The 18,975-nt window shown below is 23.4% G+C and carries 16 protein-coding genes; 10 read left to right on the forward strand and 6 right to left on the reverse strand.

Annotated elements, in window-relative coordinates; all coding sequences use genetic code 4:
• Positions 1-60 precede the first annotated feature (60 nt).
• Positions 61-807: a diacylglycerol cholinephosphotransferase Mf1 gene (mf1, locus tag T388_RS0103180; RefSeq protein ID WP_027120852.1), complete on the reverse strand. Its 747-nt coding sequence runs from the start codon at positions 805-807 to the stop codon at positions 61-63.
• A 147-nt stretch (positions 808-954) separates the two neighbouring features.
• On the opposite strand from mf1, the gene T388_RS0103185 reads away from it, so the two are divergent.
• The gene (locus T388_RS0103185; RefSeq protein WP_027120853.1) at positions 955-1,239 is read left to right on the forward strand and encodes a putative quinol monooxygenase; all 285 of its coding nucleotides are present in this window, start codon (positions 955-957) and stop codon (positions 1,237-1,239) included.
• Between the two features lie 44 nt (positions 1,240-1,283).
• Here the strand turns inward: T388_RS0103185 and T388_RS0103190 are convergent, their stop codons facing one another.
• On the reverse strand, positions 1,284-1,853 hold the full coding sequence (locus T388_RS0103190; protein WP_027120854.1) for a hypothetical protein: 570 nt from the start codon (positions 1,851-1,853) through the stop codon (positions 1,284-1,286).
• Positions 1,854-1,961: 108 nt separating this feature from the next.
• Here T388_RS0103190 and T388_RS0103195 point away from each other — a divergent pair, with 108 nt between their 5' ends.
• The 3 genes from T388_RS0103195 to hinT are packed head-to-tail and all read left to right on the forward strand — an operon-like array spanning position 1,962 to position 5,796.
• Positions 1,962-4,148 carry a HinT-interacting membrane complex protein P80 gene (locus T388_RS0103195; protein WP_027120855.1) on the forward strand — a complete coding sequence of 729 codons (2,187 nt, stop codon included), beginning with the start codon at positions 1,962-1,964 and terminating at the stop codon, positions 4,146-4,148.
• A 13-nt stretch (positions 4,149-4,161) separates the two neighbouring features.
• Positions 4,162-5,457, forward strand: a complete 1,296-nt coding sequence (locus T388_RS0103200; protein WP_027120856.1) for a HinT-interacting membrane complex lipoprotein P60 — start codon at positions 4,162-4,164, stop codon at positions 5,455-5,457.
• Between the two features lie 3 nt (positions 5,458-5,460).
• Positions 5,461-5,796 carry a histidine triad protein HinT gene (hinT, locus tag T388_RS0103205; RefSeq protein ID WP_027120857.1) on the forward strand — a complete coding sequence of 112 codons (336 nt, stop codon included), beginning with the start codon at positions 5,461-5,463 and terminating at the stop codon, positions 5,794-5,796.
• 20 nt (positions 5,797-5,816) lie between these two features.
• Here hinT and rlmD read toward each other — a convergent pair whose 3' ends face one another.
• Positions 5,817-7,142 carry a 23S rRNA (uracil(1939)-C(5))-methyltransferase RlmD gene (gene rlmD, locus T388_RS0103210; RefSeq protein WP_027120858.1) on the reverse strand — a complete coding sequence of 442 codons (1,326 nt, stop codon included), beginning with the start codon at positions 7,140-7,142 and terminating at the stop codon, positions 5,817-5,819.
• Positions 7,143-7,558: 416 nt separating this feature from the next.
• Between rlmD and rpmG the strand changes: the two genes are divergently transcribed.
• Complete coding sequence (gene rpmG, locus T388_RS0103215; protein ID WP_027120859.1) at positions 7,559-7,711, forward strand: 50S ribosomal protein L33; 153 nt, start codon at positions 7,559-7,561, stop codon at positions 7,709-7,711.
• A gap of 82 nt (positions 7,712-7,793) precedes the next feature.
• Here rpmG and T388_RS0103220 read toward each other — a convergent pair whose 3' ends face one another.
• The 3 genes from T388_RS0103220 to T388_RS0103230 form a co-directional block, all read right to left on the reverse strand.
• The gene (locus tag T388_RS0103220; protein WP_027120860.1) at positions 7,794-8,678 is read right to left on the reverse strand and encodes a 5'-3' exonuclease; all 885 of its coding nucleotides are present in this window, start codon (positions 8,676-8,678) and stop codon (positions 7,794-7,796) included.
• Positions 8,678-11,602: a DNA polymerase III subunit alpha gene (gene dnaE, locus T388_RS0103225; protein WP_027120861.1), complete on the reverse strand. Its 2,925-nt coding sequence runs from the start codon at positions 11,600-11,602 to the stop codon at positions 8,678-8,680. Before dnaE ends, T388_RS0103220 begins: the two co-directional genes overlap by 1 nt.
• Positions 11,603-11,679: 77 nt before the next feature.
• The gene (locus T388_RS0103230; protein ID WP_027120862.1) at positions 11,680-13,839 is read right to left on the reverse strand and encodes a helix-hairpin-helix domain-containing protein; all 2,160 of its coding nucleotides are present in this window, start codon (positions 13,837-13,839) and stop codon (positions 11,680-11,682) included.
• Positions 13,840-13,967: 128 nt separating this feature from the next.
• Here T388_RS0103230 and T388_RS0103235 point away from each other — a divergent pair, with 128 nt between their 5' ends.
• Genes T388_RS0103235 through T388_RS0103255 form a run of 5 tightly spaced genes read left to right on the forward strand, consistent with a single transcriptional unit; the run spans position 13,968 to position 18,944 of the window.
• Positions 13,968-14,816, forward strand: a complete 849-nt coding sequence (locus tag T388_RS0103235; protein ID WP_027120863.1) for an HAD-IIB family hydrolase — start codon at positions 13,968-13,970, stop codon at positions 14,814-14,816.
• Positions 14,809-16,620, forward strand: a complete 1,812-nt coding sequence (locus T388_RS0103240) for an ABC transporter permease (protein WP_027120864.1) — start codon at positions 14,809-14,811, stop codon at positions 16,618-16,620. Before T388_RS0103235 ends, T388_RS0103240 begins: the two co-directional genes overlap by 8 nt.
• A gap of 1 nt (position 16,621) precedes the next feature.
• The gene (locus T388_RS0103245; RefSeq protein ID WP_027120865.1) at positions 16,622-17,647 is read left to right on the forward strand and encodes an ABC transporter ATP-binding protein; all 1,026 of its coding nucleotides are present in this window, start codon (positions 16,622-16,624) and stop codon (positions 17,645-17,647) included.
• 32 nt (positions 17,648-17,679) lie between these two features.
• Positions 17,680-18,288: a chromate transporter gene (locus tag T388_RS0103250; RefSeq protein WP_036456960.1), complete on the forward strand. Its 609-nt coding sequence runs from the start codon at positions 17,680-17,682 to the stop codon at positions 18,286-18,288.
• On the forward strand, positions 18,288-18,944 hold the full coding sequence (locus T388_RS0103255) for a chromate transporter (RefSeq protein ID WP_036456961.1): 657 nt from the start codon (positions 18,288-18,290) through the stop codon (positions 18,942-18,944). Before T388_RS0103250 ends, T388_RS0103255 begins: the two co-directional genes overlap by 1 nt.
• Positions 18,945-18,975: the final 31 nt, after the last annotated feature.

Consider the following 18,975-nt stretch of genomic DNA (forward strand, 5'->3'; position numbering starts at 1 on the left):
TATATAACTTTATATTTATTTTTTACTTTTTTCCTTATGAAATAGTTTAATTAATCATTTTTACTTTTCTTTTTTGCAAAAAATTTTCATATCATATAATCCTAAATGCTCAGAATGTTTAAATTTTTTTGGAGTTTGTCAGTTTAATCCATATTCTTTAATTAAGATTTCTTCATATTTTTTAGGAATTTTAACCGTGAAGTTCTCAAAATTATGTTCACAAGTTTCTAAAATATTTAAATTATTGTATGTGTTTTTTTCTGTTATTTTTTTCATGGGAAAATTTATGACATGCTCAATATTGCTATTTGGTTCATATAATATATTGTAAGCTTCCTCAATACTAAGTTTTTTACTAGCTCAGGTTCATCATAAAAATGCCTTAGACAATCTTGCCCCTCATTGAATTTTAAACATTTTACGATTACTAAAATTATTTAAAATTCTTATTTTATTTTTAATTTTCAAGTATTTTTTTATTTTTTCTCTATTAGTTGTAACTACTATAAATAAATCGATAAAAGCCGGTTCTATTTCGTTTTCTTTTTCATTTGTAAATTTAGGATACAATAATCAGTTTTTGCTGTTTTGATTATGTTTTATCATGTGCGGATAGTTTTCTTTTAAAAATTGATATGTTTTGTAATCAATTATTACGTCAACATCATCATCTCACGGAATTATTCCATTGTGTCTTATAGCTCCCAATAAAGTGCCATAAAAGACAGAATATTTTAAATTATTTGTTTCGCAAATTTCAATAAATTGTTTTAACAAATTAATTATTTTTTTTTGTTTATCATTCATAATGATTTAATTTTATAGTAATATTATTATAAAAATAATATTTAAAGCAATATATTTTAATATACCTATAACTTAATTATTTATAAATTTGGTATTATTTAATAATTAAGATGCTTCTCAAAATATTTAAGATAATGAAAGGACAAAATGATTTATATAATTACTAAAACATTTAAAATAAAAAATGATTTAAAAAATGATTTTATTACTGAAATAAGGAATTTTATTTATACAACCAAAAAAGAGGAATTAAATTTATCTATTGATGGAGCATGAAAGAATGAATCTATTTTCTTGTTAATTGAACGTTGAAGTTCGAAAGAATCATATAATTCATTTTTAAATGATAAAGAAAATAAAAAACTAATAAATGAAATTAAATCAAAATATGTTATTCAAGAAAGAACTACTGAAAGTACAACAATTATTTAAAAAAGTGGGGTAAACCACTTTTTATTTATATCTTAAAAACAGTTTTATTCGTCAAATTCTTTTAAGTAATCAAAAAAATAATTATCATATTTAATTTTTTTAATGTCATTTATATTTAAATTGTCATAAATAGCAAATTTATTAAGATTAGAATTTAATACAATGTATTTTAAATATCTATTTTCATGTAATAAATTAATTATGTTAAGAAGTGAAAAATTTTTTTTATTTGTAAACATTTTAATTCATAGCGGTCTCTTGGAATCGCCAAAATATATAAGTTTTTTATAATTTTTTAAGATATACAATTTTTCAATGTTTTCCTTAGTAGTATCAACAATTAAATTTAAAAATATTTTATTATTATTAATTTTGAAAAAAGGCGCAAGACTTCTATCTTTTTCTAAAATACTATCATAAAACATATGTTTATATTTTTGTTTCAATAAAATGAAATCTTTTCAATAAATCACTAATTGAAAATTTTGAAAATTTAGTTTTTTATTTGTTTTTATCTGTTTTAGCGTTTCCTTACTAATTGAATAAAATATTTTTTCATTTTTTATTATATTTTTTAATGTGTTTCAAGTTTCAAGTAATCTATATTCATCCATATTAATTAAATTATAAATTATCTATTAATAGTATACTAATAAAATTTTAATATATAATTAAAACTATTAATTTATATAACATTCGTTAAAAATTGAAAGGAAGTTTTTATGGCTAAAAAGAAACAAGGTTTTTTTGAGCGATTAACAAATAAAAACGCAGCACAAGAAAATCAAAATCAACTTCAAAAAAATAAAAAAAGAAAAAGCGGAAAAATAATGATTTTTTCAGCTGTTTTAGCAAGCGCAATTGTCACAGGTATTACAATACCATTGGTAGTAAATTCAACTAAATCTAAATATATAAAAGCATTACCTAGTGAAACTGTTGTATTTTCATTCACTGACCCTAATGATAAAACTAAAAAAATCGAATATACAATTAAAGATTTAAAATTACAAGATCTTCAAAAGGATAGAAAAAATTTAAAAAAACAACTAGAACAAGTTAACCGTTTAGCGAAATTTTATCTTTATGAAAAAGAAGCAAAAGCATCGCGCGAATATCAAAGGTTATGAAATGCATCATTAAAACCAGGTGAAAAAACTAATGAAACTATTAGATTAAAAAGTATTGATGAATTGAAGGATTCTTATAGAAATAACTTATTGGATATTAAGAAAAATATTCAAAAACAATTTGGTTTTTCTAATTGAGAAACTCAATTTAATAGCCAACTTATTAATAACTATGATGGTGCCAAAACAATTGAAGAAGCAGTAGATTATCAAGTATTTAAAGACATTCAAAATGCAGCTTTGCGTCGTTTTAGACTTGAAAAGAATTTTAATAAAGAATCTATTGGCAGAACAGCTAATAGTGATATTTATGAATTGAATGAAAATGGTGAACCAGACACATCGAAAATTAAATACCATAAGGGCGATTTAGTATTTCCTTTTTATGTTAAAGATAAAAATTATTTCGAATTTAACGATAATTTTATGCCTTTTATGAGTGAAAGTTTCATTATGAATGATAAATATAAAAGTGCTGATAAATTTTTAGAACATTATTATAAAAATGATAATGCTTATATTATTTCGCAATTTACATTTCCGGGTATTGTGCCTAACAAAAAAACCAATGCTAATGAACAATGGAATGTAGCTAAAGACACAATGAAAAAGCTAATGTTCTATTGACCTATTGATAGCAATGATATTGAGGCTAAATCTTCTACAACTATGATTAAAGATAATTTTAAACCTTTTGATGAATATGTTGAATTAGCTATTAATAATAATTCAAATCAATTACCGCCCAAAGCTGTAACATATAGTACAATACTTACTAAACTTTCAAGCGATGATGCTGATGTCAAAAATAATTGAGGAACAAAAGGTTTAACATCTCTACTAAAATTACTTTCAGATACTTCATCAATAGAAGAAGGAATTGCAATTATGTCAGATGTATTACACAATACCAATGCATTGCCAGAAATAGATTTATTTAAAACTCTTGATGATATTCGAACATCTTTAGGCGTTGCTGCTCCTGATTTTAATGGTTTAACAACTAAAGAAGAAAAACAAGCAGAAGTTTCTAAATTTAACGAAAAGATTAAAAAAATGTTTGATGATGCTAATGAAGAAAACAAAACAGGTTTATATAGCGAAGAATTTAAAAATAAAATCATTAAACCACTTTCACAATTATTTGAAACAGCAGATGGCAAAGTTCATTCTGTGTATAAACTAAAAGATAATAACGATATTAAAGTTATATTAACAACAAAAGGGATTCAATTGCTCTATATTAAGAGTGTTGATGAATATAACTCTGGAGATTATAAAAAAACATTAATGAATATGTTGAAAAATGATTTTCAACTTGAAAAGAAATTTAAAAATCTATCTGGAGTACGTTACAACGCACTAAAAGTATTAGATGGCAGTTTAACTAATAATAATCTTGTAAATGATATTATGTTGCATGACTCTGATTTTGTGGAATATTTACTTAAACAAACTAATATCTATGCATTGGATAAAAATGGCGAAATGATAAAAGATGAAACTAAAAATAAATATACACAAGAAATTATTGATTCGTTAATTGCTTATAATAAATCAATAATTTTAGGTGATAAGGAACAACAACAATTAAATATTGTTACTTCACTAGATTCTTGAATGAAAAATAAAGCTAATAGTAATATTAATGCTGATTTTGAAATTAAAGATGATATTGTATATTTTGCAGACAATAAGCAACCAGTTTCTGGCGTAGATACACCAGCAAACAAGATTATGATGCAAAAACTAAAAGAGTTAATAAAGATATTTAAATAAGAAAGGACATGAAATGAAATTAAACAAAAAAATATTACAATTAGGTTCATTATTATCTATATCTTCGTTACCTTTGGTTGCTATTTCATGTGGTAAGGAAATTAAAACGGTTGAAAAAATAGAACAAGAAAATAAACTTGCGCAATTGCCTACCGAATTGGATAAAAGATGAAAAACAATGACATTAGCTGCATTATATGGAGTTTCTTCTTCTAACGTATTAGATTTAGATGATGCTTTAATTAAAAAATTTGATGATCAAACCTCAGAATTTAGGAAGGATAATAATTTAGCTTTTGAAATCTATGCAAGAGAAAAATTAAGCAAAGATTCAAAATATTTTGCTTCTAAACAAATTGAATGAAAAAAGAATGGATATTTTAGTCCTGAAGATGAAATTAAACTTAAATTTTTGGGTTTAAACGAAATACCCACAAATGAAATGTTTGCTATTTATTGAAAAAATCAAGAAACAGGAATTAGAGATGAAATTGAAAAATTACTATTTGTTAAAAAATATTTTTCAATTTCAACTAAGGAAGAAATTGAAAAAGTAGAAAGTGATTTTCAATATACTTCTAGTTATTTAAAATATGAATTGAAAAATTATTTTTTAACAAAATATGCTATGAGTAAAAAAATGGTGCAAATTTGAAAAAGATCAACAAAAGAAGCAGCGAATAGTGATGACTTTTTTATTAAAGGTTATCAAAAAATTGATGGTGTAGATAGTTTTAATCAATTTTTAGAATCTACTCCTGAATATAATAAAATGGTTAATTCTTTTGAAACTATTACAAGTAATTCTTTTGATAAACAATTACGTGGTTATGCTGGATTTGAATTAAATCCTTCATACACATTAGAATGAAGTTATGAAAATTTAATTCACAAAAATGCTAATGAGTTTTCTGGTTTTTACGAACCAAATGGTGGAACACTTGTAAATGAATCTAATTTGAATTCAGGCTACAATCCATATAAAAATAATTCAAGTATTTCCAATGAAGCCGTTGTTGTTTATTTGAATCAAATAGCTCCTATTTTGGATAAAGAAATTGAATTGCCAGAGAATGTGGAAAATAAAAATAAAAAGAAAATAACTAAATTACTTTCATTTGAAAAAACTATATACAAAGATAAACTAGATGTTTTATCATATGTATTTTATTTAAAAGATTCTGATTCATTAATTAAAACAGCTAAATCTGCTTTTGCTAAATTGGGTTATAAAATTAAATTATCAAAAATTGATAAAACTTTAACCGATGCTGTTAAAAATAGCGAGTTTGTAGTAATTGAGGATTAAAATATGAATGATATTTTTTTAAAAATTATTAATCGTGAAATACCTGCAAACTTTATTTATGAAGATGATATTTGTGTAGCATTTTATGATAAATTTCCATTACAACCAGGACACTTTTTAGTTGTACCTAAAGTAAGAAGCAAAAATATTGTTGAGACAGATAGTGAAACAGCGGCACATTTAATAAATATTGCAAGAAAATTAGCTAAACAAGAAGTTTTAGATAAAAATATTCCAGGTTTTAAAATTTTAATTAATACTGGCGAGAGTGCGGATCAAACAATTTTTCATACTCATGTTCATGTTATTCCTTACGCGAATAAAACATCAGACAGATAATAAAAAAGTAAAGCATTATTTTAGTGCTTTACTTTTTTAAATATTGCTACACATTCAATATGATGAGTTTGACAAAACATATCAAAAGGCTTAAGATAAATTAATTCATAACCATGTTTTAATAATATATCGCTATCGCGGCACAAAGTATTAGGATTACATGAAATATATCCTATTTCTCTAGGCTCTATTTGAATAATTTTATTTATAAATTGTGTGCTTAATCCCAATCTTGGCGGATCTACAATGACAATATTTATTTTATCTTTTATTTTGTCAATTGTTTTTATGACATCTCCTGCAAAAAAATAAGCATTATCAATATTATTTAATTGTGCATTATTTTTAGCATTTATTACTGCGTTTGGGACTATTTCTAATCCATATACTTTGTGAACTTTTTTTGCTGTTTTTAAGCTTATGGTTCCAATACCAGAATATGCATCCAATACAATATCATCATTTTTTAAATTTAAATTATCTAATAAGCAATTATATAAATTATTTATTTGAAAAGAATTAACTTGAAAAAAGCTATCTCAAGTGATTAAAAAATCTATGTTATCTATTTTATCCTTTATAAAATCCTTATTATTAATATATGTTATGCATTTGTATTTATTTTTTATTTTGAAAACTTGTAATAAAGAATGTAAGTTAGGAAAAGCGGATTTTATATTTTCTATAAATGAGTTATCAATATTTATTTTATTATTAGTTTCTAATATTACCATTAGTTGATTATATGATTCAGAATATCTAATTGTTATTTTATTTAATTTATTTTTTGTTCCTATAAAAAAGTCATATTCGTTTATTTTTTGTTGTAATCAAATAAGAATTTTTTCAATTTCAAAATGTGCTAAATCGTATTTATTTTGCTCAACAATTTTGTGAGTATTTTTTTCATATAAACCAATAATATTTTTATTGTTGATTTTTTCTACAAAAACAGTTAGTTTATTTCGATAATTTCATTGTTTTTGTGATTGATATGTATTTTGCGTTTTATTAAAGTGGAGATTTCTAGTAAATAAATTATTAACAATATCATATTTAAATTTTAATTGATCAGAATAACTTAAATGCAGTAAGGAAGCTGCGCCTGTTTTTGCCAATTGTTTATTTTTTATGTCAATTCTTTGTGATGATTTTTTAATTAAATCAATTACTTTGGCAAAACCAAATTTACTATTAACCTTTTTTAGTTGGATATTTGCAACTTCATCAGGTAACATATTTTCAACAAAAATTGAATAATTCTCTATTTGAACTAATCCAAGACCTTCATAAGTTAATTTTGATGCTGTTACATTTTTTATTATTTGATTTTCTTTATATTGCATAAAATTAATTTTACATTAATAAAATATAAAAAAATATAAATCTTCATTAAGGTTATAGTTTTTTAATATTTGGTTTTATTTACTTACATTAGGTATTAAATAAAAAGACCCTAAAAAAGGTCTTTTTATTTAAGATTAACATATAAGATAATTTGAAATTAAAAAGATTCGCGCACAAAACTTTTTTCAATTATTTTTTCGAAAGGAGTCTATATACTCTTAAGCAACCCATCCCTTTGGACTAGGTAACAGTTCAACTAAGGAACTCATCAATATCATTTTAATTGAAAAAAAAATAAATCAAAGAAATTTTTTAGAAATATTTATTTATATTCATTTTTTATTAAAAAATTCTTATTAAAATAGACAACTTCTATATAATAGTAAAAGATTTTCACAAATTAATAGGAGGACATATGGCAAGAGAAGGATTCACATTTTTCTGTACAGAATGCAAAATGGAAAACTACATTAGCAAAAAAAATAAGAAAAATCACCCTGAAAAAGTGGAATTAAAAAAATATTGTGGTAAATGCAATACACATACTAATCACAAAGAAAAAAAATAATATTATTAATAATGAAGCTACCAAAGTTGGTAGTTTTTTTAATAATGTAAAAAACCTGCACCATTTTACAATAGCACAGATTTTAATATATAAAAAATTTCTTTAGAACAGTTATTAAGTTATAGTCTTCTAATATTTTAGAACCTTCTTTTTCATTAATATTTATTTTATAATCATTAATATTTAGATTCATATTAACATTTCTATTTAATAAGGCAAGTTCCTTACATAAAAAGCCTTCACTTTTACCATTTATTAATTTTTCTTTAATTTTACCTTTTATGGAATCAATATTTTCATATATTTCTTCTAACGAATGAAATTCATTGATTAATTTTATAGCACCTTTTGTTCCTATTCCAGGAATACCTTTTAAATTATCTGAAGCATCACCTGCAATACCCTTAAAATCTGGTATTTGTCATGGTTCTATGCCCATTAAATTTTTAAAGTTTGTATTATTAATCAATTCAAAACCCGTTGTATATGAACTGGTTTTCATTACTTTTAATATACTTGTGTTTTCATTGACAAGTTGTAATAAATCCTTATCTTTTGAAAAAATATAATTGTAAGTATTTTTATTTTGAGCTAAAGTTGCAATTAAATCATCAGCTTCATCACCTACTTGCTCAAATCACTTAATATTCATTTTAGTAAGAATTTTTTTTATTAAAGTAAATTGTTCAAAAATAATTTCAGGCGCTTTAATTCTACCTGCTTTATATTCTGAAAATTTTTCGTGTCTTTTAGTTTTACCAAATGCATCAAAAGCTATAAAGAGATATTGTGGTTTTACTTCCTTAATAAGTTTAAACAATGTCATTAAAAAAACATGAACTCCATTGGTTGTTATTCCTTGTGGAGAATGCATTAACTTTTGTTCATTATATGGATTATAAGAGGCATAAAAAGATTGAAACATCAAAAAATTTCCATCTATTAATAAAAAAGGTTCTTTTTTCATTATTTTATTTCCTTTCAGTCTTCAATCTTTAATTTATTAGATCTTGTATTATATGAAACATGTAATTCAATAATGTCATTTATTTTTAAAGGAGAATATTTATTATAAAGTTTTTTATTTATAAAAAATTCTACTCTAGTTGAACTATCCTTAACAATAATTAAGAAAAACTCTTTATTTTTAAATAGTTTAATTTCTACAACTTGAACTGCGCATTTTTCAATCTTATTACTTTGAATATCTTTTAATTTGTATTTATAATTTTTTTCATATTTTGAAGTAGGAAAAACATTATATGTTTCACCTAAATAAAATAATTCTTTATCCATTTCATAATTTATGTCAATATCCTCACTATTTTCAAATGATAAATTTAAGTAACCCATATTATTCAATTTATCATATGCCTCTTTAAAAGAATTATAGTTTTTAACAAGGTTATAAATATCTTGTATTTGATTAAAGACATTCTCAATATGTTTAATATTTCCAAAATTTCTAAAACAATTTGCACTAATTAGAATTTTAATTTGGTTATCTGTTAATCCAGCGAATTTTAATCTCATTAATATTTCGGTTATATTTTGTGGATAAAAACCATTATCTTGAATATCTTTTAGTATTTTATTAATTCCTTCATTTCCAAAATTTTTGATCATTGTGAATGGTAAATACAATTCATTATTATATATTCGACATTTATTAAGTGATTTTGTTATTTCTGGAGAATGAACGATATAATTCATACTTTTAATTTCGGCAGAATATTTGTTTATAGTTGCTTGAGCTCCAGCACAATTTGAAATTAATGAACTATAAAATAGTAAAGGATAACGAGATTTATAATATGCCATTTTCATTGTTATGTAAGCATAACAAACCGCATGAGATTTATTAAAACCATACAAAGCAAATTTTTCAATATTATTGTAAATATCATTAATGATTTTTTCTTTTATTCCTTTTTTTAAGGCATTTTGAAAAAATAAATTTCTATACAATTGAATATCCATTTCCTTTTTTTTGCTTATTGCACGTCGTAATATATCTGCTTGACTATAAGTTAGACCACCTATTTTTTGAGCAATTTGCATTATTTGCTCTTGATAAACTATAATTCCATTAGTAGGTTTAACTATTTCGTCATATTCTGGATGAATTTGATCCATTAGTTTAGGATTTTTTTTAATTTTTGCATATTCACTAATATATGTTTTTGGTCCAGGTCTAAATAGCGAAATTATGGCATACAAGTCTTCAAAACTTTCTATCATAACCTTTTTTATTGTGCTTTTCATTCCATTAGATTCTAATTGAAAAAGACCTTCTGTAAATCCCATATTTAACATTGCAAATGTTGTTGGATCATTTAATTCTTGCGCATTGTTTTTAACTAGTAAATCAAAATGTTTTTCATTTTCAATATTTTCTTCAATCATTTTTATTTCTGTTAGCGTTTTAAGGCCTAGTAAATCAATTTTTAATAACCCAAAATCTTCTATATAATCCATTGTTAATTGAACTTGTTGAAAATCATCAACATTACTCAATGAGGTTGGTGCGATATTTACAATTGAATCGTTTGCAATAATAAAGCCTGCCGCATGAAAACTTTGTTGACGTGGTAAATTTTGAATTTTTATAGCATGTTTTAATAAAACTAATCCTTTGTTATCATCTATTTGATCGATAGCAACCTTAAATGCTAAGTTTTTTTGATATGCATGTTCTAAGTCGTTTTCACGTTCCAACAATTTACAAATATTATTAATTATTCCTAATGAAATATTTAAAACTCTTCCTATATCTCTTATAGCCATTTTAGGACCTATTGTTTGAAAAGTTGAAATTAATGCAGTATTTTTGCTTCCATATTTTTCTTTTAAATAATTAAATACTTCATTTCTTCTATCATCTTGAATATCAATATCAATATCAGGTCATGAAACACGATCTGAATTTAAAAATCTTTCAAATAGTAAATTATATTTAAGAGGATTAATTGTGGTTATATTTAATAGATATGAAATTAAAGATCCAGCAGCACTACCTCTACCTGGTCCTATTGCAATATTTTGTTTTTTAGCTCAATTAACTAAATCTTGAATTATTAAAAAATAATCAATATATCCCAATTTCTTAATAACATCAAATTCATAATTTATTCTTTCAATAAAAATATTTTTATAAGGCAGTAGTTCTTTTTTATTGTTTTCAATAGATTTTTCAATTAATTCAATAAATATTTTTTCGCTATTTTCCCTATCAAATTTTGGTAATTTTAACTCTTTTTTAGGAAAAACAACATTACATTGTTTTACTATATTGTTAATTCTTTCGGTAATAATAGAATTAACTTCTATATCTATAAAATAGTCATTATAATAATTTTTATCTATGGTGTTTGAATTGAGTTGTTGTAGAATTTTAAGAGTGTCGTTATCTTCTGAATATAATACTTTATTGGTTTTAATTTTGATTGCATTATTTATTGAAACGTCTTCGCTATTTATAAAATAATTTTGATTTTTAAATTGTAAATTTTGTTGGTTTTGAGCATAAAAACCTAATGTTGGATGATCTAAAACAAAAATATTTTCATCATCTAATTCAGTAATTTCAAGCGGTTGAGACTTACTTTTTCTTAGTATAAGATTGTTAATTTTTTGATATCCTTTATAATTTTTGGCTAAAAGTATAAAGCGATATTTATCAACATCTAGATCCACGCCAATAATTGGTTTTATGTTGAATTTTTTACATGATTTTAAAAAAATACCAAGACCAAACATATTATTATGATCAGTTAAACAAACTGCTTCTAAGCCATTTTCCTTACTCTTTTTTACTAATTCTTCAACTTTAATTAGTGAATCTAAAAATGTATATTCTGTGGTATTGTATAAATTAATAAATTTGTTCATGTATTTATTATAGTTTATATATTTATAATCAACAAATTTTAAATAAAAAAACAGCGTTAATTGCTGTTTTAATTTAATTATTCATAAATTAATTTAGCTTGTATTCTATCTCTCTTAATATCAATATCTAAGATTTGAATTTTGACATTGTCACCGGCTTTTAAAATTTCACTCGGGTGTTTAATATAATCATCTTTATTTTTTTTCATATTCGAGATATGAACTAATGCAGCTTGTTTGAGTCCAATATATACAAATGCTCCAAAATCGGTTATATTTTGTACTGAACCATCAATAATCATTTCTGGTTTTAAGTCTTTAATATCTAAAATGTCATCTTTTAATATATATCCATCTTTATCATCACGAATATCTTTTGTGGGATTTAACAAGGAATCAATAATTAATTTAATGTCAAACTCATTTGAATCAAATTTTATTGCCAATTTTTTAATATCTTGTTTTTTGATTTTGTCCACATCCATATTATTTAAATCTAATTTTAAATAATTAACAATTTTCTCTGCTAATGCATAAGATTCAGGGTGTATAGATGTTCTATCGTAAAAATTTTCTGAATCATGAATTCTTAAAAATCCTATAGATTGTTCATATGCTTTTGGTCCTAAACCTTTTACTTTTTTTAATTCTTCTCTATTCTTAAATTTTTTATTTTCTTCTCGATAATTAACAATATTTTCAGCAATTTTTTTTGAAAGACCTGAAATATAAGTCAAAATTTCTTTTGTTGCAGAGTTCAAATCAACTCCAACTTTATTAACAACTTTATCTACCTTAAAAGCTAATGATTTAGATAATTCTTTTTGATTGACATCGTGTTGATATTGACCAACGCCAATAGCTTTTGGATCAATTTTAATTAATTCATTTAGAGGATCTTGAAAACGTCTTCCAATATTAATAGCTGAACGTTCTTCAACACTAAAATCAGGAAATTCCTCATTTGCTAATTTTGAAGCAGAATAAACACTTGCACCAACTTCACTAACAACAGCATATGATAATTCTTCATTCATATGTTGGGAATCTTTTTTTCTTTCTTTAATTAATTTTGCAATAAATTCTTCAGTTTCTCTTGAAGCTGTTCCATTACCAATTACTATAATATTTACTCTATATTTATTAATTAGATTATTAACAATTTTTTTAGCTTGTTCAACATGGTTACGTGGTGGTGTTGGATAAATTATATTTTTGTCTAAAAATTTACCTTGTGAGTTTAAAATTGCAATTTTGCAGCCATTTACAAAAGCGGGATCAATTGCCATTACTGTTTTGTTTTTAACAGCGGGTCATAGTAACATATTTTCTACATTATCAGCAAATAATTGAATAGCTTCTTTTTCCGCTCTTTCAAATAAATCTCTTTTAATTTCTCTAACAATAGAAGGAAAAATTAAATGATCTAATGAATAAATTAAAGATTCATTAATAATTTTTCCAGTTCTTTTTATTTTAAAGTATTTATTGTTTAAATCATATTGAATTTTTTTTACATTATATGTCAAATCATAATTTAGAATTTTTTTATCCTCGCCCCTTGTTACTGCTAAAATTCTATGGTTTGGAATATATTTAATTTTTTCTTTATATTCATAATATTGTGCAAAAACTTCTTTTTCATCTATTGCATTTTTTTTCTTATTGGATACAACAAAACCAAAGTCAACAATTTGATTTTTAACATATTCACGTGTTTCAACATCTTGAGACATAATTTGACTAATAATATATTTTGCTTGTTCGATTGCAAAATCTACTGTTTCAACCTTATCGTTTAAGTATTTTTTTGCTTCGAAATAAGGGTTAAAGTTTTCATTAGTAGTTTCAAGAATCATTTTAGCTAATGGCTCTAATCCTAATGCAATAGCATCGCTAGCTTTTGTTTTTTTACCAACTTTAAATGGCTCATAGATATTTTCAACTTCAGCTTTTGTAGAAGCTTTTTTAAGCTTATTTTCTATCTCAGGTGTTAATAATTCTTTTTCTTTAAGGATGTTGATTATTGCTTCTTTTCTTTTATTTAGTTCTACATCATATATATAATAATCATTAATTTTTTGAATGATTTCTTCATCCAAACCATTTGTAGCACCCTGACGATAACGCGCAATAAATGGAACAGTTGCTCCCTCATTAATTAAATCAAGAACAGTTTGAACTTGCTCTTCTTTTATTTCTAATTTAACGGCAACATTTTTTATTGATATATTCATTTTTTACTCCTAGAATATCATGATAATGATAATTTAATATTTATTATATTTTATTATTTAATATCTGTTTATAACATTTATTTAGTTTTTATTTCATAATGATAATAAAACAATATAATTTAAACATAATGAATAAAAAGATAAAAAAACCTAAAATAATTTTTCTTGATTTAGATGGAACAACATTAGATTCTAAAAAACATGGAGAAAAATGAGTCAGTGAAGAGAATATATTGAAAATTAAAGAATGTCAAAATCAAGGCATTGAAATCGTTGTATCTACAGGAAGAGGACCAAAAAAATTTACTTATAAAATTTTAAAAGAATTAAATTGTGAAAAGAATTGAATTGGCTGAAATGGTTCAAAAATTTTTATTAACGATAGTGAATATTTTTCAGCTAATATAACAAGAGAAACAACTCAAAAATTGTTCGATTTAGCTAAAAAACAAAAAATAACTTTAATTTTAAACTCTGATTTTAAAAATCAAAGTTATTCACCTTCTAAATTTTTTAATTTAGCAATTAAATTTAAGAAGGGAAACTGTAAAAAATATTCTGAATTTAAAAATAATTTTGATTCTTTTAAAATTATTATGTGGTGTTTTAACAAGAAAAAACTACATAGGTTTGCAAATGAAATCCAAAATTTATTTGCAGATGAATTAATGGTGAGTTCAGCTGGCTTTAATAATGATTTTTTAGAAATAACTAGAAAATTTTGTACCAAAGGTGATGCTAATAAAAAATATGCTGAATTTCGTAATGTGGATTTAAAAGATTGTATTCATATTGGAGATTCGATGAATGATGCTTCAGCGGTAGGAATTGTAGGTACAACCATTGCACTAGCGAATTCTGTAAAAAGTTTTAAAAAAATAGCAAATCTTGTTAGTCCATTTTCTTTTAAAAAGGGAGGCTTAGCAAAAACTTTAGATTATTATATTTTAAATTCAAAAGAGGAAATAAATGTTTAGTTTTCTAAAATTACAATTAAAAATTTATTTTAGACAATTTTCTACATATATTACACCAATTGTCATTTCTTGTTTTTATATAATAATTACTCTAGCAATTAATTCGTCTACCGAAAATAAATTACAAGCAGAAGCAGTTTTAAAATCTAGTTATTTTTCTAGCAATTTGGCTAGTTTATCACTTTTTATTTCCTTTATGACTTCGAGTTTTGTCGCTCAATCCATATTTTATAAATATAGACTTGAGGGAGTAGAAATTGTTATGTTTTCTAAACCTATAAATAGATATCAAATATATTTTGCTAACTTATTAGCTTGTTTTATAGGTATTTTATTTATGTTATCTATAACGTCAATAGGTTTTTTAATAAGTAAAGTTATGGTTCCTAATATTGGTTTAAAAACAATTGTTTATTCCACATTATCATTTATGTTAGCAAGTTTTTTATCTTCTTTATTAGTTTTATCTATTGGTGCTATAGTTCAAGCAGTTGTAGAGATGAAAGTTTATCAATTAATTGCTGGTGTTTTACCATTTTTAATTATTTTGGTTTTAAATTTTATAAAATTTCCTGCTCAAAATAAAAATTTAAATTCGCTTGCTGCGGCACAAGCAAGAATTGTCGCTTTAGCGCCTAATAATAAAAATAATTCTAATAAACAAATTGACGAATTAGAGACTTCTATTGAAAAATCTAAAGATATATTAACATACAATAAAAGAATGACAGATATATATCTAAATAGTGATAAGAAATCATTAATTGATGTGGTTAAAAACAATAATAAGAATTTATATAATTATTTATACTGATTGAATTATGATGAATATTACAATGAAAATTTTGTTTTATATGACGATAATTTAAAAAAGGGAAATGAATTTGTAAATTTTGAACCAATTAGTACAGAAATTAACAATAATGAATTAAATTTAAATCAATTTAACAAATATGGAATTAATTTAAATAATAATATTATTCTAAGATTTTCCGTTTTAGATAGTTCTAAAAACATTTTAACTACTAAATTTTTTGCTTTAGGTTTCGATCAATATGAGTTGTCTAACAATATAAAAAATAAAGGTTCTAAAACCATTGAAGATATACAAAGTGAATTAATATCTGGAACTCCAATACAAAATATAAAACGTCTATTTAACAATTTGCGCAAATTTAATAATAATTTTTTAAACCGTTTATTAGAAATTAGCGATACTTATAAATTAGATAATTTTTATGATTCTTCTAAAAAAATTTTTACGACAATTAATAATCACAATATTTTTGATTCAAGTAATGTTGAAGGTTTGATTGCTTTCATTAAAAACGTGGTAGAGGATACTACTATAATTAAACCAATTATCGATAATTTGTTTGAGGGAAAAGATGCATTCTTCTTACCACCTAAAAAACCAACAACAATGAATCCAATTGATCAAGTTAGATATGCTGAGGCATTAAAGAAGTATGAAGATGTTAAAAAAGAACTTATCCAAGGTTTAAAATATACTTCAGCGTTTTATTTGCTTGCATTAGAATTTTCAAATAAAAAAATTAATATAAATATATTAGATTTACAAAAAATTAATTCATCAACAATTATTAATGGTTTTTCAAGTATTTCTGCATTAAGTTTATATGATAAAAGCATTTTTAAAATTATACCTTTAGAGGATAATTTAGTTGTATTTTCAAGAAAATCACCAATTACAAAAATATGAGCTATATCTGGTTCATTAATTGCAACATTTTTAATGTTTTCAATTGGTTTAGTTATATTTATAAGAAAGAATTTTAAGTAATATGAAAATAATCAAAAAAATTCAAAATTATTTTAGAGAAGTTAGACATTGTTATAAAACAATTAAAAACGCAAAAGTTAACTCAAAACAAAAAACATTTTTTTCTAAGGAAGATGCAATAGTTGTAGACAATTTAAGCAAATTTTTTAAAATTAAATCAAATAAGATTAAGGTTGCTGTAGATAATATTTCTTTTGTAGTAAAAAAAGGTTCTTTTCATGGGTTTATTGGAGATAATGGTGCTGGTAAAACAACAACAATAAGAACTATGTTAGGTTTTTATAGTAAATATTACGGAAATATTTATATTAACGGAATAAATAGTAAAAATAAAAAATGTAAAAACATTGTTGGTTATATTCCAGAAGTTGCCATTTTTCCCAAAAAATTGACAATTCGAGAATATCTAATGTCATTTGCTAAAATGTCTAATTTAAACAAAAATCAAGCAAAAAATAAAGTTGATTTTTTAATAAAAAAATTTGGTTTTAATAAAGAGGAATTCAATAAGAGTGCTGCTGATATGTCATCTGGTCAGAAGAAAAAAGTTTTACTTATGCAAGCTTTATTGAATGATCCTCAGATTTTAATAATGGATGAACCGGCTGCAAATTTAGATCCTAGTGCAAGAGTAGAATTTTATGAGTCAATAAAAGAATTAAATAAAGAAGGTATTACAATACTTATTTCTAGTCATATTTTGTTAGAACTTGAAAAATATATTGATAGTTTTACAGTTCTTTCAAATGGCAAAGTTTTAGATTCAGGTTTAATTTCAGAAAAATTATTAAACAATAAATATAATGTAAAAATTAAAACTAAAAATAATAACAAATTATTAAAAATATTAAGTGATTTAAAAATTAAACATATGTTAAACGACAATTACGTTGATTGTAAATTAACTAAGAATTCAAAAAATTTTCTTCTAAAAGAAATTTTGAAGAATAAATTAGAAATAATTGAATTCAAGGAAAATAAATTAAGTCTTAACGAATTATATTTTAAGGCCCCTAATAATAATTAAATTTTTGAGTTAAAAGTAAGTATAATAAAAAAATGGAAAATAATAAAGTATCAAAAATAAAAAATGAGTCCTTTTGAAAAGTTGTAGGATTTATTTTATTAATTACCTTTATTGGTTTTGGTGGCGGCAATGCATTAATGCCTATTGTTAGAAAATATTCAGTTGAAAAATATAAATGACTTTCAGAAGAAGAATTTGAAGAAAATGTTGTGATAACTAATATGTTGCCTGGTCCAAGTATTATTGAAGCAGTCAGTTATATATCTATTAAATTATTGGGTCCTAGAAAAGCTCTTTTGGCAATTTTGATAGGCGCGTTACCGCATACATTAGTAGCTTTTGTATTAATCTATTTTTCTAAATATATTCCTTTGAAATATTTATATGCTATCGAAGTTGGTGTCTTGGTAGCTGTGATAGGAGCTTTAATTGGTTTTTCAATTCAATATTTTCGTAAAAATCAAATTAAAACAAATTTATGAGTTACATTGTTTTTAATTACTTTTTTATTTTGCTTATTTGTTCCTTCTCCTTATAACATTCCCGTTGCAATTATGTTTTTAATAATTTTAACTTTTACTAGTATTTACATAGTTAAAAAAAGATACAATAAAAAATTTACAAAAAAAGGAGATGAATAATGTTGGCTCTTCTTGTTTCTTGTTTATTTTTAATAATTATTAGTTTGTCTGTTTTTGGTGGTGGGCAAGTATTTATGCCTATTTTTAAATGATTATGGATATCTCTAAGTTCTTGATTTGATCTAAATATTTCGGAAATCACTATAAACAATATTTTTGCAATTGGTAATGCCACACCAGGAATTCTTTCACCTAAATTTGCACTTATAACTGGTTATTTAACAGCAAATGGTGAATGATGAGGATTTGTGGCAATGCTATTAACATATTCAATTTTTATATTTCCAGCCTTTTTAATGATGTATTTAGCATTAAGATATACAAGAAAAATCAATAATAGCAATTTTTTTACAAAATTAATAAAAATTATGAATCCTGTAATTGTGGGGATTATTGTTGCTTTGATTATTCAATTATTTTTAGCTATTATTTTTCCTTTTTTAAAATTTAATAAATCCTTAAGTGAATACTGAACTATTAATCAGAATACACTTAAAAATCTTTTTTATAGTGATTGACGGAAAATAGTTCTATATATTTATGTTCCTACAGGAATAATTATTTCATCCATTTTGTATTTTAAAAAAATACCTATTGTTTATTTAATAATTGGTAATATTGTTTTAAGTTTATTATTATTTCAACCTTGATTATAGTTGTTGAATATAACTTTTATTTTTTTTATTT

Origin of the sequence: Mycoplasmopsis lipofaciens ATCC 35015, from assembly GCF_000686585.1 — a bacterium.
Taxonomy (GTDB): domain Bacteria; phylum Bacillota_I; class Bacilli_A; order Mycoplasmatales; family Metamycoplasmataceae; genus Mycoplasmopsis; species Mycoplasmopsis lipofaciens.